The following is a 22,338-nucleotide window of genomic DNA, read 5'->3' as shown; positions in this document are numbered from 1 at the left end:
ATCGTATGACCTTATTTTAGCTTTAGTTAAAATCACCTACAAAAATGGACATGTTTTTCTGATTTCAAACAAAAAAGCCGCAAACAAAAGGGATGCCCTTCTGTTTACAGCCAATTATTGTATATCCATCATTAAATTCTTAGTTCATTCTCTAAAGCTGAAAGGACTTCATCTTGTGAAAGCCCTTGTGCAAGAGAAATTTCACTCACTAACATGCCTCTAGCATCTTCAAGCATCTTCTTTTCACTTGAATTTAATGCTTTCTTCTGATTTCGTCTCATCAGATCTTTGACAACGTCTGCACCGTCTTCGATCGCACCTGTTTTTAGTTTTTTCATATTTTCATCATATCTTTGCTTCCAAGTAAGCGTGTCGTCGTTTGTTTCTTCTGCAAAATTGTTCATCACAACTTTCAGCGTTGCTTGATCTGCTACCTGACGAATACCTAGTTGATTGATTCTGCCTCTTGGGATCATCATCTGCATATTCGGCATTTGAATCAGAAAATATTCCTCCGTCTTACCTAAAATCTCTTTTTCTTCCATTCCTTCAATCACACCGGCACCATGCATAGGATAAACAATTTTATCACCTATTTGAAACAAATCCGCCACCTCCGAAAGTATTCACAATTTGATTATAACACATTTCATCGTTGGATAAAAATTTATATTTTATCATGTTATTTTAGCACTAGTCAATTCTTTTCATTTGAATTTTGAGAAAAAGCCTTTTTTTAGAGAAGATGCGCCACCATCCAGTCCCCTTGTCTTATTCGTGCATATACTAGCATTGAGTCACATTTAGGAGGGATGACAATGTGCAAATGCAAGTGCAAACATTCCCACTCAAACTGTTATAAAAAGCATGACGATCATTGCCATGAGGACCCATGTAAAGAAAAAAAGTTTCATCATAAAAAAGATGATTGGTTTGAGAGCGATTTCTGGGATACTTCTAGAAGCTACGATCCCTATTATTACCCTAAAAGTGTCTGCAGCAGTTGTAAGAAGCGTCGTAGAAGAAGACATGGCTTCTCATATTAGCACCTGACGCTTTCAACTGCTTTTTGTTTTCCCGGCTGAAAAGCCGGTTTTTTTCATATGGATAGGCTCATGAAACGGATCATGCTCATAGGATATGGCAACCTGACATAAAGGATGAGATATCAAATGAACAATATGAATAGCCAAATGAATTATCATCACGAAGGAAATCCGTACCATACGTTTGAGAATGTGTATACAGCCAATCATGAGCATGTGGTCGCGCCAAACATGCATGATCATATGAATATGCCAAACCATTATCATACCGGTAAAAAGGATAAGTACAGCGGACATTATCCGCATCATCATTCAGCCTATCCGCCTTTTCCAAATCAGCATGACCCCTTTTCGCATGTTCCAATGAAGGATCACCATCATCATGGCCACTATGGTGGATATGGAATGATGCCATATCATCCATACGGATATCAAGATATGCATATGATGATGCCGAATCAGCAAATGCCAGGCTTTGGTTACGGAATGAACCAACCAAATGCGCATTTTCCCCGTTATTACTAAACAAAATGACAAAATAAGGGTATAATATACCATTTAATACCATGTAGGGATATGGTAACATTATAGGTAAATAATGGGTGTAATCATCTATTATTTACCTATATTCAACAAGGGGGAAGGAAGAAATGAAAAAAACATGGACGATGATCATGATGGGGATGCTCACATTGGTTATGGCGCTGTCAGTGCCGCTTTCTGCATCTGCTGAAGGAGCCAAAACAGAGGAAAGCAAAGCATCAACCAATGCAAAACCAGCTGCCCTTTACGCAAAAATTACAGGTACAAGTAAGCAGGAATGGTCTTTTTCTGACATTGAACTAACGTACAGCCCAAATTCTATTCTAAGTCTTGGTGCGGTTGAGTTCACACTGCCAAAGGGTTTCCAAGCAACAACTAAAGACATTATGAACGGTAAAGCATTAAAAGACAGCTACATTTTGAACAACGGACAAACCGTCCGTATTCCGCTTAGATTGGATTTACTTGGAATTTCCAAATATACATTAAAGCTTTCACATAAAGTACTCCCTGCCGCAGGTACATATACGTTCCGCGCAGAAAATCGAGCAATTAGCATCGGTTCCACATTTTATGCAGAAGATACGATTGATATTAATACACGACCAGTTGTGGTCACACCGCCAGATCCGTGTGGATGCTAAATAAAAAAGCGCTCTAATAAGAGCGCTCCAAATGACAAAGGGCAAAATGATGTTTATTTTAGCCCTTTGTCTTCTTTTCAGTGTGATAGAAACCTTTGTAGCTTAGGAAGGACGAGTTCTGGCGCGGCTTAGCGGATTAGACATTCGTGAGCACCAGCTCGCGCAATAGTTTGTCTACACGCTGAGGTGCCTTAATAAGAGCGCTTTTTTTATTTGATCACATGACCCGCTTAAACATCTTCTCCATTTCATATGTCGAGTGATGAATGATGATCGGCCGGCCGTGCGGACAAGTGAAAGGGTCCTTTGTCTGCCTGAGTTCATCTAATAGGGCTTTGATTTCATCATTTCGCAAATGACGATTTGCTTTGATAGAGCCTTTGCAGCTCATCATGATTGCCGCTTCTTCTCTTAATTTTTTGATATCTACACGTTTCTCATCCAGCACTTGCTCAATAATCTCTTCGATCAGTTCAGCCTCTTCTCCTTTTGGAAACCACTGCGGATGCGACCGTACAATGTAGCTTCCTGAACCGAAAGGCTCTAAGAAGACACCCACTTTCGTTAGTATCTCTTTATGCTCTTCAATAATCAGCATATCGTTTTTCGAGTAATGGAATGTTAATGGGACGAGCATTTCTTGTACTTCCTGTTTGATCTCTCCTACCTTCTCACGATAATACTCATACTTGATTCGCTCCTGGGCCGCATGCTGATCAATAATATAAAGCCCACGTTCATTTTGAGCCAAAATATATGTGCCGTGCATTTGTCCGATGGGATACATGACAGGAACTCGTTCGTTTTCTGAAATGGCTTCTGCAGCATCTTCTCTTAGTTCTGACTCTTCATATTCTAGTGAAGCGGCGGATTCCTCTAACTGAACTCGCTCAGATGAGGCTTCTTCATAAAATACTGGTGATGATGGTTCCGTCTTCTCTTGATTAGGCATTCCGTATGCTTCGGTATGGCTTGTCTCATATAAGACCGATTCGAGCGGCTCCGGCTGATAGGATAGCGGCGTTTCCGCCTCGCTTGTGTTTCCTTTTTTCGCATCAAAGGTTAAGGATTGCTGCTCATTTTTGATCGCTGGCATTGGTGCTTTTTTTGGCACCGAAGCACTTGGAATGAGCTGCTGCTTTTGAAATACGTCCTTAATTCCTTGCTTAATTAACTCATGAAGTTCCTGCTCTTTACTAAGTCTCACTTCAAGCTTCGAAGGATGAACGTTCACATCCACTAAAATGGGGTCCATCTTCATCTCTATAAATGTAATCGGGTGGCGGCCAATCGGTAGCAGCGTGTGATACCCTTCATGGACCGCTTTCACGAGCGGAAAATGCTTAACATATCTGCCGTTTACAACAGAAGACATATAATTCCGTGATGCCCTTGTCACTTCTGGCAAGGAGATATATCCTTTCACTTCAAAATCAAGTGATTGCACGTGAAGCGGCACCATTTTTTTCGCAACAGCTGTCCCGTAAATGGCCGCAAGCACATGCCGCACATCCCCGTTTCCATTCGTCTGAAGCAGGACTTTTCCTTGATGACGCAAGCGAATCGATACTTCTGGGTGAGCCAGCGCAATTCGATTGACGACATCTGATATATTGCCAAGCTCCGTATGAACGGTTTTCATGTATTTTAGGCGGGCCGGTGTATTGTAAAATAAGTTGGTAACGACGATCTCGGTACCGCGGCGACTAGAGGTTTTTTTCTCTGAAATGATCTTTCCGCCTTGCAGCACCAGGTGCGTTCCAGCTCCTTCACCAGTACTTGTTTTCATTTCTAGATGAGAGACAGATGCGATACTTGGCAGCGCCTCTCCCCTGAAACCGAGCGTTCTGACACGGAACAGGTCATTTTCATCTTTGATTTTACTCGTTGCATGGCGCTGAAAGGCGAGCTTACAATCTTCAGCATCGATTCCAACACCATTATCAATCATTCTAATAGAAGAAAGACCTGCTTCTTCTACATCGATTTCAATCACTGTACTACTTGCATCGATTGCATTTTCCATAAGCTCTTTTACGACAGAAGCTGGACGTTCGACTACTTCACCTGCAGCAATTTTATTGGATAGGTCATCGGATAACTGAATAATCTTTGCCATTTTGCTCACCTCACCTTACATTATAATTTCTTTTGCAATTCATATAGCTTAGTCATCGCTTCGAGCGGAGTCATATCCATTAGATTGAATGACTTTAATTCCTCGATCACCGCTTGATCTTTCTGTTTTAGAACTGGTTTGGTTTGCGGTTTTTCTTCTACTTCAAAGAAAGAAAGCTGCTGCTTTTCCTCTGCCTTTTCTGTTTTTGGAGCTGCAGATACGTGCGGGGTCACTTCATGTGATCCGCTCTCAAGCTCCGTCAAAATGGTCTGGGCCCTATCGATGATCGCATCAGGCAATTCAGCAAGCTGCGCTACATGAATACCATAGCTTTTATCAGCTGCACCCTCTTTGATTTGATGTAAGAAAACGACCGTGCCCTCATGCTCTTCAGCACGTACATGGACATTTTTCAGCTCGCTTAATTGAGATTCAAGAACTGTCAGCTCGTGATAATGTGTGGAAAAAAGCGTTTTGGCACCAATATGATCGTGAACAAATTCAATGATCGCCTGCGCAAGAGCCATTCCATCATAGGTGCTTGTCCCGCGTCCAATTTCATCAAATAAAATCAAGCTGTTTTTCGTTGCATGCACCATCGCATTTTTTGCTTCGAGCATCTCTACCATAAAAGTACTCTGACCAGAAATCAAATCATCTGCCGCCCCAATGCGTGTAAAAATTTGGTCAAAGATCGGAAGAGTCGCCTTCGATGCCGGCACAAAGCAGCCAATTTGCGCAAGAATGGAGATAAGCGCCATTTGTCTCATATACGTACTTTTCCCTGACATATTTGGCCCAGTAATGAGTAAGGTTTGCCGGCCATTTCCCATATGGCAGTCATTTGGTACATACTCCTGGTGATCCATCACTTTTTCAACGACTGGGTGACGACCATCTATGACATCTACCTCATCCTCTGAGAATTCTGGACGGATATAACGGCGTTTTTCACTGACAGTCGCAAAGCATTGGAGAGCGTCCAGCTCACTCATTTGTTTTGCGAGCAGCTGTAATCTCGGAATATAGACTTTCACTTGTTCTCTGAGAGCTGCGAATAGTTCATATTCCAGTTCGCTAATATTTGATTCTGCCTCAAGAATCAGCGCTTCTTTTTCTTTCAATTCAGGTGTAATATACCGCTCTGCATTGGCGAGCGTTTGTTTTCTTTCATAACGCCCTTCCTCCAGCAAATGCGTATTCGCTCGTGTCACTTCGATATAATAACCAAATACTTTATTAAACCCGACTTTTAAAGAGCGAATACCTGTATATTCTCTTTCTTGCTGTTCTAGCCGTGCAATCCAGTCCTTCCCATTTCGGCTGGCATCACGGTATTCATCTAATTTTGCATTGTAGCCGTCTTTAATCAAATTGCCTTCTTTTAGCGTCATTGGCGGATTTTCATATAGCGCATCTTCTAATAAATCCAGTAAATCATCACAAGGATCAATATCATTCGCTCTTGATTTCGCCATTTCCTCCGGCAGTGAGTGCACAAGCTCTTTAATGGCTGGTACTTGTTTTAAGGATTCCTTTAACTGAATGAGATCACGGGCATTTACGTTGCCAAATGCGACGCGGCCCGCTAAACGTTCGAGATCATATACTTGCTTTAACCGTTCACGCAGATCCTCTCGTTCAAAGAGATGGTCCATAAGAATTTGCACCATTTCCTGGCGTTCTTTAATGTGCGAAAGCCGAATTAACGGCCGGTCGATCCATTGCTTGAGCAGCCTTCCACCCATCGCTGTTTTTGTTTCATCTAACAGCCATAACAAAGAGCCCTTCTTGCTTTTTGAGCGGATCGTCTCTGTTAATTCAAGATTTCGTTTTGAGTAAAGATCAATTTTCATTGTTTGTTCGAGCTCAAACACTTGAACTTGCTGAAGGTGATCGAGACTTCTTTTTTGCGTTCTTCTTAAATAAGCATATAATGTCAAAAAGGCCGATCTTAGTTGCTCGCTCAGGCGGGACACGAGCCGCTCAGCTTCATCGATCAATTCATCACTATCTTCGTATGAAATGGTCGCTTGGCACCGATCCTTTAAGGTCTTGACTGTTTCCTCATCCAGCTGCTTTGACACCACAATTTCTTTTGCACCGACAGAATAAATTTCAGACACGACTTCATCTAATCGATCAATGAAAGCCGCCATGTTTTCACCAGTAGATAAATCGGAAAGTGCAAGTCCATATCCATTTTCAAACTTTGTCACAGAGGCAATGAAGTTGTTTTCATTTTCACTTAAGCCTTTACCATCCATCACCGTACCTGGTGTAATGAGTTGAACGACTTCTCTTTTGACTACACCTTTTGCCGTTTTAGGATCTTCCACCTGCTCACAAATCGCGACCTTGTAGCCTTTTGAAATCAATTGTTCTATGTATGCAGAAGCAGAATGATAAGGAACACCGCACATTGGTATGGTCCCGCCATCTCTGCTTGTTAGCGTGATTTCTAATTCTTGTGACGCTTCTTTTGCGTCATCAAAAAACATTTCATAAAAATCGCCTAAGCGAAAAAATAAAAAGGCATCTTGATACTCTGCCTTGATTTTTAAATATTGCTGTATCATGGGCGTATAACTTGCCATATTTCTAATCCCTCACTATATTACATTCGAATTCATACCATCTTTCATTATAGCATAAAAAATCACCTTTTTTCTCCTAGATAGGACACAAAAAAACTAGGGGGATATGCGCCCTAGTCATCAATTACTCTTCTGGATCACCCGCTAGGAATTCTGGATGAATATCCTCTAACTCCTCATCCACCTCTTCTTCCCACTCATGATCATCTTTTTCTTTCCAGCTTGAATTGACCTCTACAACAATTTTTGTTTCTCCTACCACTTCAGCAATGAATTCCCGCTCTGCCTGAACGATAATTTTATTGCCGTTTGGAGAAATGGTCACTTCTAGACAATTCGGCTGCTGCAGCACTTTTGCAATCACTTCGTGCTCATCATCAAGGAAATTTTTATCTTTATATCTCAGTTTGATGATGTCTACATATTTCACCCGTTCTGTGACGACTTCTGTTTTTGTGTTATCAGCGTAAGAATACCATACGTTAATATCAAAGGTTCCTTCAATCTCAACAGTTTTACCGACCTTTTCAGCATCATACTTATGATTAATGATCCAACCACCTAGGATGCTGGTTGGTTTTTGCGATGGAGAAATGGTGTGTGTGCTTTGGGTGAATTTCCTCCCTTTTGCAACCACCGCTTTTGTAATAATTTCTCTGTATTCAGACATTCCGGCATGCCTCCTTGTTCTTGATCGTTTTATCTTATGCTGGGCATTCGTCTAGTGTGTCACGATTTTGAACTTCATGTTCAATTAAATTCATTTCTGTTTCAGTGTATGCATGGTCGCCCATAAACTTGCCTTGAAAATTGGAAAAGTTGGAGAGTGAGAGATTTTGGGGTGACGAAACAAGAAGTAGAATGGGAAGTGTGATTTTTGTTCTTTCAAAAAATGATGATAGCAAAACAAAAAACCCCGCATTTGCGGGGTTTTCTCATTTAATGGAGCAACTTGGTGATGAGTTTTTCACTTTTGAACCGGTTTCTCCTAATAAGAGGTCACCGCCGGTTGAAAGAATGATTTCATCTGTTACTTGATTAGAAATCGTATGCGCTACGAGCTGAAGCAGGGAATTGACTTCCACTTGTGATTCTTTGAATTCTTGAATCACTGGGATTTCATCCAGTTCTTCTTGCAGGGCATCGATTTTTTCTTCCACTTGCTTTAAGGCTTCATGTTTGCCGTAATGCTTTAAATTCACAGCTTGTTTTTGAAGCGCCTTAATTTGGTTAATAATCGTTGAAATTTTTGTATTTTCATTGATTTGCGCTTCTGCTTTCTTGAAGAAATCAACTTCTTTTGTTTCAGAAATCATTTTAGCGAGCTCTCTTGCGCGCTCGACAATCTCTTTTTTTGAATAAAGCGTCATTTTAATTCACCTCGATAGCTTCTCCAACCATTTCTCCGTCAAGAGACCAAGTTTTGGCTTGTGTGATTTTCACTTTGACGATGTTGCCAATCGCTTCTTTTGGTGCTTTAAAATTCACAAGCTTGCTTTTACTTGTATATCCGGCTAGGATTTCAGGGTTGTTTTTACTTTCACCCTCTACTAATACTTCGACAGTCTGCCCTTCATATTCCTTCATTTTTTTCGCAGAAATTTCATTCACGAGGGCATTCAGGCGCTGCAGACGTTCTTTTTTCACATGCATTGGCACGTTGTCTTGCATTTTCGCTGCTGGTGTTCCTTCTCTTGGAGAGTAAATGAACGTATAAGCAGCGTCAAACTCAACCTCGCGATAGAGGGAAAGTGTTTCTTCAAACTGCTCATCTGTCTCATTTGGGAACCCAACAATAATATCCGTTGTTAATGAAGCATTTGGCATCGCTTCTTTGATTTTGCGCACAAGATCAAGGTAACGCTCACGGTCATATTTTCTCGCCATAAGCTTCAAGACAGAAGAACTGCCTGATTGAACTGGCAAATGAATATGATCGAGAAGGTTCCCACCCTTAGCAAGCACTTCAATTAAGTGATCGTCAAAGTCACGCGGGTGGCTTGTTGTAAAACGGATACGCGGAATATCGATTTTACGTAGCTCATCCATCAAGTGTCCAAGACCATATTCCATGTCTTCAAAATCTTTTCCGTACGCATTCACGTTTTGACCAAGAAGGGTAATTTCCTTATATCCTTCTGCCGCTAAACGTCTGACCTCTTGAATAATTTCATCAGGGCGGCGGCTTCTTTCTTTACCGCGTGTGTAAGGGACGATACAGTATGTACAGAATTTATCACAACCGTACATAATATTCACCCAGCCCTTAATTTTTCCTTGGCGGGCTCTCGGAAGGTTTTCAATGACATCGCCTTCTTTTGACCAAACCTCGATGACCATTTCTTTTGAAAGATAGCATTCAGATAACAGCTCTGGCAGGCGGTGAATGTTGTGTGTACCGAAAATCAAATCAACAAATGGATGTTTCTTCAAAATACGGTTGACGACAGATTCCTCTTGAGACATACATCCGCAGACACCTAAAATTAAATCTGGCTTTTCACGCTTTAATGCTTTTAAATGACCAAGCTCTCCGAACACTTTATTTTCCGCATTCTCACGAATTGCACAAGTGTTTAATAAGATGACATTTGCATCCTCCGTTGAGTTTGTCGGTTCATAACCAAGCGCCATAAAAATACCAGCCATCACTTCTGTGTCATGCTCATTCATTTGACAGCCATATGTGCGAATATAAAACTTGCGCCCGTTTCCTAACCCTTGAAAACGCTCGTCAATTTGAAATTGATTGTATTCGACTTCTTCTTTACCCCGTTTTTTTGCATCTTTTAAGGAAGGCGGAATGTACACAGCTTCAAAATACTGGCTATAGTCCTTCTCGGATTTTTTGTCCGATGAACTTACTTGTCCGCTCGCTTTTCTCTGCTCTTCATTCATGAATTTGTACTCCTTTCAAACCAAGCTCCACCCTACAGTATAGACTATTTTGTGATGAATTGAAAATAAATTCATACGTGCCACTACTTTTCAATCCACACGAATTTTGCATGAATATTGAGTAGGTTTCAGATGTAGATCGTCTTTACCTAAAGGGTTTTGTATTTCTTTGACAATCTTCATATGCTGTGTCCCGACACTCTCAACTAAAGTAATCACATATGATTCTTTTTCCTCTTCTGCTACCATTCTTTCTTGTTCAGATAAGAAGAATGGAAAGTCTTGGTGAGTCAGTTTAGATCCTTTTACTTCTATGAGCTTCTCTTTTCCATCGGGGTAATAAGATTTGATATCAAATCCATGACCATCTTCCGTCTCAGCCACCCAATCGACAGCTTCCGCTAATTGTTCCCGACCCACTGCTTTTAATTGCTCTACTTCCTTACGATAAACAAATTTCTCTGCTATTCTACCTGTCTCTTCGTTTTGCTTTGCTCTTTCTTCTCTTAATTGTTTATAAACATCTCTATGAATGATTCTTTTTCTTTTAAATTTGTTCTGATCTTTCACTTTTGGAGTAAGGTCCTGATCCAAATATACTTCGTAAACAAAATCATAAAAAAACTCATTTAAAGAATTGATATCTTGTATTAATTGGTGATGGTCAAAATGATCAATATTATACTTTTTAAAAACCAATGAGCTTGCCACGTATTTTTTAGGTCTTAATGATTTACCCAAATGAAAATCACCTATATGAAAGCCCTCTAGTCTTTTATGGTGCTTTAATTCCGGCTGTAGCCTCTTCCTCCAAATAGCTGCCTCTTCTTTAATTTCAGATAAAGATAAATTTTCAGTTCCAGTTTCAATTGTTAAATAAAAATCTTCCCCGTTCTCAGCAAATAAAATAACAATAAATATTCCTTTTTGTGTCGTTGTTTTTTGGGAATTAGGATTTGTCGTTAATCTCCTGTCTAAAAGTGCAATCCAAAAACATTCTGCAACTTTTCCATTTCCTGTAGATGCTTTAATATCGATCCTATCCAAATTCCTCATATAACGTTTTTCTAATTCATAACGAATGTTGTTTGGGATTTCTTTATTAAACATGTTGTGAAAAGGGTGATTCTTATCTGTTCTCCCTTTGTTCTTATAATCTAAAAATTGTTCATAAAAATTTTCTTTATTAAATAACATTTGTCTCACCACTTACCTCAATAGATCTTTTTACATACATTATACATAACAAACGGTAGATTTGATGAAATATGGAAAGAATAGTGCAAAAAAGAGAGCCTGCGCTCTCTCAATCAAGTATGTTCAGTTTTTTTGCTTCTTCTTCGATGATCGTCAGTGCACGGTCCAGTTCTTCTTTTGTGTGCTCTGCTGTGATGATGGCTCTAATTCTCGCTTTTCCTTTTGCTACAGTTGGGAAAGCGATGCCCTGGGCAAACACGCCTCGGTCTATTAAAGCCTTTGAAAAGCGGAACGTAAGAGCTTCGTCTCCAATCATGATTGGAATAATTGGTGTTTCTGTCGGAGCAACTTGAAATCCAAGGCTGACGACTTTTTCTTTGAAATAGGCGGCGTTTTCCCAGAGCGTGCTAATTCGCTCTGGTTCGTCTATCAGCACTTCAATCGCTTCTTCACACGCTCTAGTCACAGCTGGCGGATGTGAGGTGCTGAATAAAAACGGTCTTGCTTTATGCTTTAAATAATCAATTAAAACGGCTGATCCCGCTACATAGCCGCCGAGCACTCCGACAGCCTTACTAAGTGTCCCAACCTGAATATGCACTCTGCCGTCGAGTTTAAAATGGTTGACTGTCCCGCGGCCATTTTCACCAAGCACGCCCGAGGCATGTGCATCGTCTACCATCACAAATGCATCATATGCTTCTGCGAGCCTGACAATCTCAGGAAGTGGCGCAATATCTCCATCCATCGAGAACACACCGTCTGTGACGATGAGACGAACGCGGTAATTCATAGATTTCTTTAAAATTTTCTCAAGCTCTTCCATATTGGAATGACCATATACTTTTTTATCTGCTTTTGTTAACCGAATGCCGTCAATGATTGAGGCATGATTCAGTTCATCTGAAATCACAATATCATCTTTTGTCAGGATACTTGATAAGACCCCTTGATTGGTCGTAAAGCCTGATTGGAATACAAGGGCTGCCTCGGTCTTTTTAAATGCAGCGAGCTTTTTTTCAAGACGTTCGTGCATCGTCATTGTGCCAGCGATCGTTCGTACCGACCCCGTACCAGCACCGAATTGATCAATGGCCTCTTTTGCCGCTTTCATCAGCCTTGGATGTGAGGTGAGGCCTAAGTAGTTATTTGAGGAGAGCTGTATGACAGGTTGTTCATTTAATGTCACAGTGGATGATTGTTTTGAGTCAATCTCTTTCAATGTTTGGTGAGTGCCTTGCTGCTTCATTGTTTCCAGTTCATCTTGTAAATACGTGAATTCTTTCATCATTTCTTCCCCCTTTGATTTGATGGCATCATCAGTACGACCTTTCCGCACATCCCATTTCTCATGAGTTCAAATCCCTTTTCGAACTGTTCAAATGGTAGTGTATGGGTGACAACTGGCTTGACATCGATGGTATTTGTTCTTAATAACTCAGATACTTGACGCCACGTTTCAAACATTTTTCTCCCCGTGATCCCTTGCACGGTTAATCCCCTAAAAACAATTTGATTCGTAATGTCAATTGTCACTGGTCGTTCTGGCAAGCTTAGTATATTGATTTTCCCTCCATTTGCACAAGCTTCGAGAGCTTGATTAATGGCAACTGGATGTCCTGACATCTCGCATATCACATCTGCCCCCTCCATCCGCGTGAACTGCTTAATCACCTCAACAGGATCATCTTTTCCAATATCCACGATATGGTCTGCTCCCATTTCCCGGGCAAGATTCAGCCTGTATTCGTTTTGATCGACAGCAAACACTTGGACAGCACCGGAAGCTTTCGCGACGGCGATCGCCATTAAACCGATTGGTCCGCAGCCAAAAATCGCCACTGACTTACCTGAAACAGGTGTGTGCAGCACTGTATGAACCGCATTGCCAAGCGGCTCTTGAATAGACGCAAGCTCTACTGGCATTTGAGCTGGATTGTGCCACACATTTTGTTCAGGTACTTTGACATATTCAGCAAAACAGCCGTCAATGTCTACTCCTAAAATTTTCGTTTCATTGCACAAGTGCTGTTGACCTGTTAAACACATAGAGCACTGATTACATACAACATGTGTCTCTGCCGATACAAAATCCCCTACTTTTGCACGTGAGACTTGTTTCCCCGTCTTGACAACTTCCCCTGTAAATTCATGTCCAAAAATGTAGGGCGCTTTAACTCTTCCCTTTGCCCAGTCATCCCAATTGTAAATATGCACGTCTGTTCCGCATATCGAAGTGGCTTTCACCTGAATCAATACTTCGTGATCATTGATTTCTGGAATCGGCATCTCCATCAGCACCGCTCCGTAAGCGCTTTCTTTTTTAACAATTGCTTTCATCGTTCCACACATGACGTACAACCCCTTTGTTAAAAAACTTCTCCCAATGAGATTTTAACACGTCTTATTATCGTCGTAAATACCATTGTCTACTGCAAAAAGACAAATGGACACTCCACATATTTTTTTGAATATTTTCTAAAAAAAAAAAAGCAAATCCCCGTAGAAAAGGAGATTTACTTTTTGATTCACCGTCTTTTTGAAACGGCAATATATAAGGCTGGCACAATTAATAGTGTCAAAATTGTTGAGAAAAAGACACCCGATACAATGCAGATTGCCAGCGGCTTAAAGAGCGGATCATTACTTAATGCTACAGGCATTAGGGCAACAAGTGCCGTAAATGCTGTTAGTAAAATTGGCCTAATCCTTGCTCTTCCCGCTTCAATGACAGCTGTCTGTTGATCGAATCCCTGCTTACGCCGCTGCTCAATAAATTCGAACAAGACAACCGCATTTCGGACCACGATACCAGCTAATGAGACAATTCCCATTGTTGCCATAAAGCTGAACGGCGTTTGTGTGACAAATAGTCCGATAACAGCTCCAGATATCGCTAAGTAAACCGTTCCTAGAACTAATAGTGGAAGCATCAATGAATTGAACTGGAAAGCGATGGTCACATAAATGAGAAGCAAGACAACCCCAAATAAGAGACTAATTTCAATAAAGAACTTGGTTTGATCTTCATTTTCTCCGCCTTGAGAAATAGCTAGATCCTTCGCTGCATCTGTTTTTCCTACTTGATCGACGACTTCTTTCATGTCGTCTTTAAACGACTCTGACGTGCCAGGGTACGCCTTCAGCGTAATGGTCGGAATTCCATTTTCATGTGGAATGCTTTCGTACTGCTCTGTTTCTTTTTCTTTTACATATCGGCTAAGTGGCTCGAGTGAAGGCATACCGCCTTCATTTGAATTGACAGGCACTTTTATTTCTTTTAGCTTTAATCCATTTTGATGTGTACCTACATCCTGTTTGACCACTAAATCGATATCTTTTGTTCCTTGTTTAAAGCTGCCTAATGGCATGCCTTCTGTCACAAGACCGAGCTGTCTGCTGACAAGCTGAGCGCTGAGGCCATCCTCTGCCATTCGGTCACGGTTTAGTTCAAAGGAGATCGTTTTTACCGGCTGATTGACATCGTCAGTGATCAAGCTCGCTCCTTTTTCTTTCATTTCACTTGTGAGCGTTTCTTTGACATCAATGAGCTTTGCAAAAGAGTCACCCGCAATGGTTACTGTCACAGGTGCACCAGTTGGAGGTCCTTGAACAATGGTTTTCATAAAGATATCAGCATCTTTAAATTTCTTACGCAATGGCTCTGTCATACGATCGATCAATTGTTTACTCGTCATCTGATCATTGTCTACTCTCACGACAACCTGACCAGTATGATCACTTGCATTTGAGATACTTTCATTAAACAGGTTCGGTACACCGCCGCCTGCAAAGATCGCCGTCTCTTCAATGCCTTTCTGCTGTTTCATCTCTTGTTCTATTTTCTCTAATGTTTCATTTGTTTTGTCTAATGTTGTTTCACTTGGAAGTGTGACAGTGACAACCACTTCTTTCTTATTCGCTGCAGGGAAAAATTCAAATGGTGTGACGAAAATTAGTAAAAAGGCAAGCGTTGCAACAAGCAAACCACTTAAGCCAATAAGCAGCGGACGCTTCACAATGTTCGTCAGCACACGGTCTGCATAAAAATCAGCTAATTTTTTTAACGGTTTGCCTAGGAATCCTGGCTCTTTTTGAATTTTCTTGTTCTGTCTTTTTCGGTTCACAGTATATTGATAGACTGGCACTAGTGTCAGAGAAATTACCATAGACGCAAGTACAGTCGTTACGAGGACAGACGGTAATGCTCGTATAAATGAACCGTTTGCACCTGATAGGAAAACAAGTGGCAAGAAAGCAAACACAACCGCAAGTGTTGAGGTCAAAATAGACCCTGCAACTTCTTTGACCCCTGCAATCGTTCCTTTCAGCGGACTTTCATATTTTTTCATCTGCCTTAAAATATTATCGTTGACGACAATGGCATCATCGACAAGTATTCCTAGGGCAATGATAAATCCGATAATCGATATCTGATTGAGGTCCACTTGTAAAAATGGCAGCGGAATCGTTCCGATTGTGATTGATAATGGGATGGCAAGTGAAACGATGAACGCACCGCCAATGGTCAGACCAAGTGTGGTGACAACAATAACAGCGATGACCGCAACAATGGCTTCTTTTATCAAATCATTAAAAATGGCATCCACTTCACTTTTTTGTGAATAGTAGTTTACCCACTCGACACCACTTGGAAGCTGCTTCTCTTTCTCAATAACATCACTGACTTTGTCATACATTTTAGGAATATCAAGCCCTGGTTTGATATTGACTGTAAATGAATAGGCAGGCTTTCCGTTATACGACACAATGTCACTTTTCTCTTTTTCTACTTCTTTTAAGCTGCCAAGCTGACTGATTGTGACCGGTTCACGGTTCGTTTTGGAGAAAAGCTCAAGCTTTTTCACTTGATTCAAACGGTCGTAGGCATCGATGGACAGCTTAACCTTCTCGCCGCCTGTCCGAATGTCGCCTAGTGGAGATGTGTCAAATTCCTGATTGATGGCATTTGTGACATCCGTTACACTTAACCCTTCATCCTCCAGTTTACTTGAATCTAAGTTTAATACCGCTTGTTTGTCATTGAATCCTTTGATGACGACACTGTCTACCCCATTGATGTCCTCAACCTTTTCCTTCAACGCACGCAGCGATTCCTGACTTTTTGCTAAGTCTGCTGATTGACTTGCCACAGCCATATAAGAACCAACCGGCACGCTGCCAAACTCATCCTTTACATCAGGCTCCATCACTCCATCAGGAAAGGACGCCGCAGCACTTGTGGTTTCGTTCTTAATTTGACTTGCCACCTTTTGAAAGTCGGCTTGATCATCAATTTCAAGCACAATATTTGAAAACCCAATGGCAGAAACAGAGCTCGTTTTCTCTACACCATTGATATCAGATATGGCTGATTCGAGCTTATTGGTTACATCACTTTCCACCTGTTTTGCATCCGCACCTGGGAACACGGTGGAAATCGTGACGATATTCGCTTGAAATTCTGGCAGTTCTCGCTTAGGAAGCTGTGTAAATAAATAGCCGCCAGCAATGAGAACAATAAAAAATAAAATGAAAACAAGCTTTCCTCTTTTCAAAAAAGCTTCAACCATTATTTCACCTACTTAAATATTTATTTTTGATGAAGTATTTTTAACTTAATCTTAATTTATCATCATGGTGAAAAAATGCAAGCTCTAATATGTCATTTTTATCTATTTCATGAACTGAATATGTTATATAAGAAATGTATAGTGGTAAACAAAAACAACCTGCTTACATGATGTAAGCAGGTTGAAAATAATAAAATTAGAATTATCGTGGCTCAACAATCAATTTGATGGCTGTTCTTTCTTCTCCATCGATAAGAATGTCAGTAAAGGCTGGAATGCATATCAAATCCACTCCACTTGGTGCAACAAATCCCCTTGCTATGGCTACAGCCTTGACCGCCTGATTCAGCGCTCCAGCGCCGATTGCTTGTATTTCCGCTGCACCGCGTTCACGTAAAACGCCTGCTAATGCTCCTGCTACTGAATTCGGATTTGACTTTGCTGAAACTTTTAAAATTTCCATTTCTGCTCCCCCTTAAATTTACAATGGATAAGTGAGTGTTCATTAGAACAATCTTTGTTAGATGATGCTATTTTTTGAAAATCCATCCCCAAAATGTTTTTCAAAAATAGCAGGCTACCTACCATTTTTACTATATTCACGATAGAGGGCGCATATTCCTTCTTTCTGATTAATATTTTTCTGAAATAAATATGTGAACATTTATTCAAAGAAAATATGGTCATCATTTATCAAAATTCGATCAATTTTGACAGCTTTTTTCGACTGTTCGTCAATTTCTACGATTACTGCACTTAATGTCGTGCGTCCTTCCGCAATCTCAAAACGGACTGGAAGACTCGTTTTGAATCGTTTAATAATCGTCTCCCGATCAACACCTAAAATGCCATCATAAGGTCCTGTCATTCCCACATCTGAAATATACGCAGTTCCTTTTGGCAAAACGCGGTTATCTGCTGTTTGAACATGTGTATGCGTTCCAACGACACATGATGCACGGCCGTCTGTATACCAGCCCATCGCTAGCTTTTCACTTGTGGCTTCACCATGAAAATCAATAAAAATGAACGGTGTACGTTTAGATGCTTCCGCAATTAACTCGTCTACTTTTTGAAATGGGCAGTCAAGTGGGGGTAAAAAAGTACGTCCTTGCAGGTTGATGACGGCTAATTCTTTCCCTTGTTTTTTGATAAACGTCAGACCTTTACCAGGTGTACCTTCTGGGAAGTTCGCCGGACGAACCATGTTGGCTGCGTCATCAATGAAATCAAAAATGTCTCTTTTATCCCATGTATGGTTGCCCATTGTGAGCACGTCAGCTCCTGCTTGCAGCAGTTCATGATAGATTTTTTCAGTGATCCCTTTTCCATGAGCAGCATTTTCTCCATTGACAATGGTAAAGTGGGGCTGATATTTCTTCTTTAGCTTTGGCAAGTATTCTTTCAGTGTGTCTCGTCCAGGTGAACCGACAATATCTCCAACAAATAATATTTTCATGCGCTTTGAACCCTTTCTCTTATAAATTGACTTCTTATCAGTGTTGCATATTTACACAAAAAAATAAAGCGGCGCTAAGCGCACCGCTCTATTTTGCATACTCTACTGCGCGAGTTTCTCGAATGACCGTCACTTTAATGTGACCAGGGTAATCGAGCTCGTCCTCAATCCGCTTACGAATATCCCTTGCTAGACGGTGAGCTTCAAGATCATTAATTGAATCCGGCTTCACCATAATACGTACTTCACGTCCAGCCTGTATCGCAAACGATTTTTCAACACCTTCATAAGATTCAGAGATATCTTCTAATTTCTCAAGTCTCCGAATGTAATTTTCAAGCGTCTCACTTCTTGCACCAGGGCGTGCTGCAGATAATGCGTCTGCTGCCGCAACAAGAACAGCGATAATAGATGTCGGTTCTTGGTCACCGTGGTGAGAGGCAATACTGTTGATGACAACAGGATGCTCTTTATATTTCGTCGCAAGCTCAACGCCAATTTCTACGTGGCTTCCTTCTACTTCATGATCAATGGCTTTTCCAATGTCATGCAGAAGACCTGCTCGTTTTGCAAGCTTTGCATCTTCTCCAAGCTCTGAAGCCATGAGACCTGCAAGATGTGCAACCTCAATTGAATGCTTCAGGACATTTTGTCCATAACTTGTACGGAATTTTAAGCGACCGAGAATCTTGATGAGATCCGGATGCAGACCGTGAACTCCGACTTCGAATGTCGTTTGCTCACCCATCTCACGGATATAATCATCGACTTCACGGCGTGATTTTTCCACCATTTCTTCAATTCGTGCAGGATGAATGCGGCCATCCTGGACTAGCTTGTCCAGAGCTATCCTCGCTGTTTCACGTCTAATCGGATCAAAGCCCGATAGGATAACAGCTTCAGGTGTATCATCTATGATCAAGTCAATACCTGTTAACGTTTCTAACGTACGGATATTTCGTCCTTCACGTCCGATAATACGACCTTTCATCTCATCATTTGGAAGATTGACTACAGATACCGTCGTTTCAGCTACATGATCAGCTGCACAACGCTGTAACGCAAGTGAAAGAATATTTTTCGCCTTTTTATCAGCCTCTTCTTTCGCTCGGTTTTCAGATTCTTTCGTCATGACTGCAATGTCGTGGGAAAGCTCATTTTCAACTTGATCCAGAATGATTTGTTTCGCTTCATCTCGAGTTAAACTTGAAATACGTTCCAACTCGGCTTTCTGCAAACGAATCATATCATCCACTTTGCTTTCCATCTCTTCAATATGTTGTTGTCGTTCATTCAGAGAATGATCTCTCTTCTCCAACAGGGACTCCCGTTTATCTAAAGATTCATCTTTGCGATCAAGATTTTCCTCTTTTTGAAGTAAACGGTTTTCTTGTCTTTGAAGCTCATTACGTCTTTCACGAACTTCTTGCTCCGCCTCTACACGAAAGGAATGAATTTCATCTTTCGCTTCCAAGAGCGCTTCTTTCTTCAATGCTTCCGCATCACGCTTTGCATCCTCAACAATTTGTTCGGCCATGTTTCTTGCGCCGGATATTTTTGCTTCTGCAATGGTTTTACGAACAAAGTAGCCAACAACTAAACAGATTAGGCTCAGCAAAATGGAGATGATCGTAAACATCGTAGGCGACATATTTTCACCTCCTCTTGCTATGAACTTGGTTTTACAAATAAAGTGTCGGCATGTACATTGTTTTGTGTCTCAACATACAGGGCCTTCACAGGGAATGAGATCCTCACTGCCCTTGTCAAGTTTAAATTAGTTATCAATCATGTTAAGAAAAACAAGTGATACATTTCCATTGTAATTGTGTCGGAAATACTTGTCAAGCTTGCTATCTTAACGTTTGCAAAAGCAGATCAGAATTATTCTTGATTCAGCAGCTGATATATTATATTGTTCACTTGGCCCAGTTTCGTGTTATTTTGAATGTTTGACAACAATACAACAATGGTTTGTCCAGATTTGCTAAAGCTGTTCAAAATGTTGAAACCCGGCATGACACCATGGTTTGAATAGCTGCCGGGAGCAACATAAAATCCCATTCCGTATGTGGAGCTACTTCCTGGCGTAAACATCTTTTTATAGCTCTTCTGCGAATACAGTTTGCCGTCTATCAGTGCTTGGTCAAATTTGCACATATCTATAGCACTCATATAAATATCTCCAGCACCATACAGCTGAGATAGATCAGGCATATACGGTGTAATCATTCTGCCGCCTTTCAGTTTATACCCTACAGCAGGATAAGGGTTTTTTTCATATGTTTTGTAAAAACCTGCATGCGTCATTCCTGCCGGTTTAAAAATATGATTCGTTATATATTGTTCATAGGACTCACCGCTTACTTTAGCAACAATATAAGCAAGAACAGAATAGTTGGAATCCTTGTATTCCCACACGCCCGGCTGACGATTAATTCCCTGACGTTCTATATCTTTTATTAAATTGTCCGGAGTAATTGCGCCGTTTCCTTCAATATGTCCGTTTATTCCCGATGTATGTGTAAGCAGATTTTTCAAGGTAATCTTTTGTCCGTTAGGGAAATGAGGTAAATACATGCTTACCGGATCACTTGTCTGAAGTTTCCCCTTTTCCTCAAGCTGCAAAATAGCGGTTGCTATCAGCGCTTTTTGTGACGAACCGACATAAAAAGATGTCAATGGATTATTTTGAATTTTTTGTTTACGGTCTGCATAACCAAAACCTTTATTTGTTACGATTTCTCCATTTTTAACCATCATGGCTGTTCCGCTGAAACCGATCTCATTTAAATAGCTGCTGATATTTTGATTGCGGTCCACTGTTTTGATTTGTTCCTCTGATTTTTTGACGGTTTTCTTTTTGACTTCTTTTTTCTGGCTAGTACTTGAAGCTGCTGCAGTTTGTTGAAACGGGTTGTTCTCTTCACTATTTCGATGAAGCACATTCCACATCGTTAAGTAAATCATCGCTGCTAAAAAAACAAGCACAAGTTTTCCCCTCTGATTTGGTTTTCTCTGTCTGCGTTTTGCAGTTCTACTGCGGGTTGGGCTTGTCATTACCTTTTCCTCCCAAAATAAATCCCATTTTATATTTTAGACGGATGAAGTACTGAAAAAGTTGTCGAAAGTTTTTTGCAAAATAAAAAAGGCTGAGTTTTTTCACCCAGCCTTTTGTATCATTTCATACTGATTTTATTTTTATTCTAATTCTTCTAGCGCCTCTTCAGCTTCCTGCTGCGCTACTCCGTTATTATCCAAGCCGTAATGTTCGCGAATTTGCTCCTGAATCATTAGCATGATATCTTTGTTTTCTTTCAGGAACTGTTTCGCATTTTCGCGGCCTTGTCCAAGACGTTCCTCTTGGTAAGAATACCAAGCACCGCTCTTTTGTACGATATCTAGTTCGCTTCCAAGGTCGATGATTTCGCCCTCTTTTGAAATTCCTTCACCGTACATAATGTCTACTTCTGCAATACGGAATGGCGGTGCTACTTTGTTTTTCACTACTTTAATTCTCGTTTTATTCCCCATAATGTCATTGCCCTGCTTCAGCTGTTCAGCACGGCGCACTTCTAAACGAACAGATGAATAGAACTTCAGCGCACGTCCACCTGGCGTTGTTTCAGGGTTACCGAACATGACCCCAACTTTTTCACGAATTTGGTTAATAAAGATGGCAATGGTTTTTGATTTATTAATGGCACCAGATAGTTTACGAAGTGCTTGGGACATCAAACGTGCTTGTAGACCAACGTGTGAATCACCCATGTCTCCTTCAATCTCTGCTTTTGGTACAAGAGCAGCTACTGAGTCAATAACAACAATGTCAACTGCACCACTGCGGACAAGAGCTTCTGCAATTTCAAGTGCTTGTTCTCCTGTATCAGGCTGAGAAAGTAACAACTCATCAATATTGACACCTAGTTTTTGAGCGTAAACTGGATCGAGCGCATGCTCTGCATCAATAAATGCAGCTTGTCCTCCCTGCTGCTGAACCTCGGCAATGGCATGAAGTGCTACTGTCGTTTTACCAGAACTCTCTGGACCATATACTTCAATAATACGGCCACGAGGATATCCACCTATTCCTAGTGCAGTATCAAGTGCTAACGAACCACTCGGTACTGTTGAAATACGTGTATCTGTTCGCTCTCCTAGTTTCATAATAGAGCCTTTACCAAACTGTTTTTCTATTTGTTTAAGAGCCATATCTAAGGCTGCTTGACGATCACTCATTCTATTGTTTCCTCCTTTATCAA

17 protein-coding genes are annotated in these 22,338 nt (G+C 40.9%); 2 read left to right on the top strand and 15 right to left on the bottom strand.

Translation table 11 applies throughout. The features are described from left to right. Positions 1 to 131: 131 nt before the first annotated feature. Entirely contained in the window at positions 132 to 605 is a 474-nt protein-coding gene (locus MKZ05_RS08465) for a CarD family transcriptional regulator (RefSeq protein WP_050944959.1), read from the bottom strand. A 567-nt stretch (positions 606 to 1,172) separates the two neighbouring features. Between MKZ05_RS08465 and MKZ05_RS08460 the strand changes: the two genes are divergently transcribed. Continuing rightward, complete coding sequence (locus MKZ05_RS08460) at positions 1,173 to 1,571, top strand: hypothetical protein (protein ID WP_003211318.1); 399 nt, start codon at positions 1,173 to 1,175, stop codon at positions 1,569 to 1,571. Positions 1,572 to 1,696: 125 nt separating this feature from the next. Continuing rightward, positions 1,697 to 2,233 (top strand): biofilm surface layer hydrophobin BslA, encoded by a 537-nt coding sequence (bslA, locus tag MKZ05_RS08455; protein ID WP_050944961.1) that lies wholly within the window; start codon positions 1,697 to 1,699, stop codon positions 2,231 to 2,233. 217 nt (positions 2,234 to 2,450) lie between these two features. Here bslA and mutL read toward each other — a convergent pair whose 3' ends face one another. The 14 genes from mutL to recA all read right to left on the bottom strand — a co-directional run bounded on the left by mutL (position 2,451) and on the right by recA (position 22,315). After that, a complete protein-coding gene (mutL, locus tag MKZ05_RS08450) occupies positions 2,451 to 4,352 on the bottom strand; it encodes a DNA mismatch repair endonuclease MutL (RefSeq protein ID WP_003210950.1) in 1,902 nt (633 codons plus the stop codon). 20 nt (positions 4,353 to 4,372) lie between these two features. Beyond that, complete coding sequence (mutS, locus tag MKZ05_RS08445) at positions 4,373 to 6,949, bottom strand: DNA mismatch repair protein MutS (protein ID WP_106032965.1); 2,577 nt, start codon at positions 6,947 to 6,949, stop codon at positions 4,373 to 4,375. Between the two features lie 124 nt (positions 6,950 to 7,073). Next, positions 7,074 to 7,619: an outer spore coat protein CotE gene (cotE, locus tag MKZ05_RS08440; RefSeq protein ID WP_003212450.1), complete on the bottom strand. Its 546-nt coding sequence runs from the start codon at positions 7,617 to 7,619 to the stop codon at positions 7,074 to 7,076. Positions 7,620 to 7,884: 265 nt separating this feature from the next. Then, positions 7,885 to 8,319 (bottom strand): RicAFT regulatory complex protein RicA family protein, encoded by a 435-nt coding sequence (locus MKZ05_RS08435; protein WP_339162162.1) that lies wholly within the window; start codon positions 8,317 to 8,319, stop codon positions 7,885 to 7,887. A gap of 1 nt (position 8,320) precedes the next feature. Further along, on the bottom strand, positions 8,321 to 9,847 hold the full coding sequence (miaB, locus tag MKZ05_RS08430; RefSeq protein WP_012010025.1) for a tRNA (N6-isopentenyl adenosine(37)-C2)-methylthiotransferase MiaB: 1,527 nt from the start codon (positions 9,845 to 9,847) through the stop codon (positions 8,321 to 8,323). 90 nt (positions 9,848 to 9,937) lie between these two features. Then, positions 9,938 to 11,044: a DUF3578 domain-containing protein gene (locus MKZ05_RS08425; RefSeq protein ID WP_335364959.1), complete on the bottom strand. Its 1,107-nt coding sequence runs from the start codon at positions 11,042 to 11,044 to the stop codon at positions 9,938 to 9,940. A 109-nt stretch (positions 11,045 to 11,153) separates the two neighbouring features. After that, positions 11,154 to 12,335, bottom strand: a complete 1,182-nt coding sequence (locus MKZ05_RS08420) for a glycine C-acetyltransferase (RefSeq protein WP_284906553.1) — start codon at positions 12,333 to 12,335, stop codon at positions 11,154 to 11,156. Next, on the bottom strand, positions 12,332 to 13,396 hold the full coding sequence (gene tdh / locus MKZ05_RS08415; protein ID WP_106035501.1) for an L-threonine 3-dehydrogenase: 1,065 nt from the start codon (positions 13,394 to 13,396) through the stop codon (positions 12,332 to 12,334). Before tdh ends, MKZ05_RS08420 begins: the two co-directional genes overlap by 4 nt. 176 nt (positions 13,397 to 13,572) lie before the next feature. Next, positions 13,573 to 16,617, bottom strand: coding sequence for an efflux RND transporter permease subunit (locus MKZ05_RS08410; protein ID WP_339162155.1), 3,045 nt, complete (start codon positions 16,615 to 16,617; stop codon positions 13,573 to 13,575). Positions 16,618 to 16,819: 202 nt separating this feature from the next. After that, a complete protein-coding gene (spoVS, locus tag MKZ05_RS08405) occupies positions 16,820 to 17,080 on the bottom strand; it encodes a stage V sporulation protein SpoVS (RefSeq protein ID WP_003211281.1) in 261 nt (86 codons plus the stop codon). Positions 17,081 to 17,281: 201 nt separating this feature from the next. Further along, a complete protein-coding gene (locus MKZ05_RS08400) occupies positions 17,282 to 18,076 on the bottom strand; it encodes a TIGR00282 family metallophosphoesterase (protein ID WP_003212177.1) in 795 nt (264 codons plus the stop codon). Positions 18,077 to 18,164: 88 nt separating this feature from the next. Continuing rightward, entirely contained in the window at positions 18,165 to 19,727 is a 1,563-nt protein-coding gene (gene rny, locus MKZ05_RS08395; RefSeq protein WP_003211958.1) for a ribonuclease Y, read from the bottom strand. Positions 19,728 to 19,960: 233 nt separating this feature from the next. After that, positions 19,961 to 21,136 (bottom strand): serine hydrolase domain-containing protein, encoded by a 1,176-nt coding sequence (locus MKZ05_RS08390; protein WP_137054611.1) that lies wholly within the window; start codon positions 21,134 to 21,136, stop codon positions 19,961 to 19,963. A gap of 141 nt (positions 21,137 to 21,277) precedes the next feature. Then, the gene (gene recA, locus MKZ05_RS08385; protein ID WP_050944976.1) at positions 21,278 to 22,315 is read right to left on the bottom strand and encodes a recombinase RecA; all 1,038 of its coding nucleotides are present in this window, start codon (positions 22,313 to 22,315) and stop codon (positions 21,278 to 21,280) included. Between the last annotated feature and the right edge of the window lie 23 nt (positions 22,316 to 22,338).

Origin of the sequence: Bacillus sp. FSL M8-0277, from assembly GCF_037975305.1 — a bacterium.
GTDB lineage: Bacteria > Bacillota > Bacilli > Bacillales > Bacillaceae > Bacillus > Bacillus pumilus.
This window is presented reverse-complemented; position numbering and strand designations above follow the sequence as displayed.

Excerpts from the sequence above, each read along its gene's own strand:
- MKZ05_RS08460 (WP_003211318.1), top strand. The coding sequence starts at position 1,173 with ATGAACAATATGAATAGCCAAATGAATTATCATCACGAAGGAAATCCG.
- bslA (WP_050944961.1), top strand. The coding sequence starts at position 1,697 with ATGAAAAAAACATGGACGATGATCATGATGGGGATGCTCACATTGGTT.
- mutL (WP_003210950.1), bottom strand. The coding sequence starts at position 4,352 with ATGGCAAAGATTATTCAGTTATCCGATGACCTATCCAATAAAATTGCT.
- mutS (WP_106032965.1), bottom strand. The coding sequence starts at position 6,949 with ATGGCAAGTTATACGCCCATGATACAGCAATATTTAAAAATCAAGGCA.
- cotE (WP_003212450.1), bottom strand. The coding sequence starts at position 7,619 with ATGTCTGAATACAGAGAAATTATTACAAAAGCGGTGGTTGCAAAAGGG.
- MKZ05_RS08435 (WP_339162162.1), bottom strand. The coding sequence starts at position 8,319 with ATGACGCTTTATTCAAAAAAAGAGATTGTCGAGCGCGCAAGAGAGCTC.
- miaB (WP_012010025.1), bottom strand. The coding sequence starts at position 9,847 with ATGAATGAAGAGCAGAGAAAAGCGAGCGGACAAGTAAGTTCATCGGAC.
- MKZ05_RS08425 (WP_335364959.1), bottom strand. The coding sequence starts at position 11,044 with ATGTTATTTAATAAAGAAAATTTTTATGAACAATTTTTAGATTATAAG.
- MKZ05_RS08420 (WP_284906553.1), bottom strand. The coding sequence starts at position 12,335 with ATGATGAAAGAATTCACGTATTTACAAGATGAACTGGAAACAATGAAG.
- tdh (WP_106035501.1), bottom strand. The coding sequence starts at position 13,396 with ATGTGTGGAACGATGAAAGCAATTGTTAAAAAAGAAAGCGCTTACGGA.
- MKZ05_RS08410 (WP_339162155.1), bottom strand. The coding sequence starts at position 16,617 with ATGGTTGAAGCTTTTTTGAAAAGAGGAAAGCTTGTTTTCATTTTATTT.
- spoVS (WP_003211281.1), bottom strand. The coding sequence starts at position 17,080 with ATGGAAATTTTAAAAGTTTCAGCAAAGTCAAATCCGAATTCAGTAGCA.
- MKZ05_RS08400 (WP_003212177.1), bottom strand. The coding sequence starts at position 18,076 with ATGAAAATATTATTTGTTGGAGATATTGTCGGTTCACCTGGACGAGAC.
- rny (WP_003211958.1), bottom strand. The coding sequence starts at position 19,727 with ATGTCGCCTACGATGTTTACGATCATCTCCATTTTGCTGAGCCTAATC.
- MKZ05_RS08390 (WP_137054611.1), bottom strand. The coding sequence starts at position 21,136 with ATGACAAGCCCAACCCGCAGTAGAACTGCAAAACGCAGACAGAGAAAA.
- recA (WP_050944976.1), bottom strand. The coding sequence starts at position 22,315 with ATGAGTGATCGTCAAGCAGCCTTAGATATGGCTCTTAAACAAATAGAA.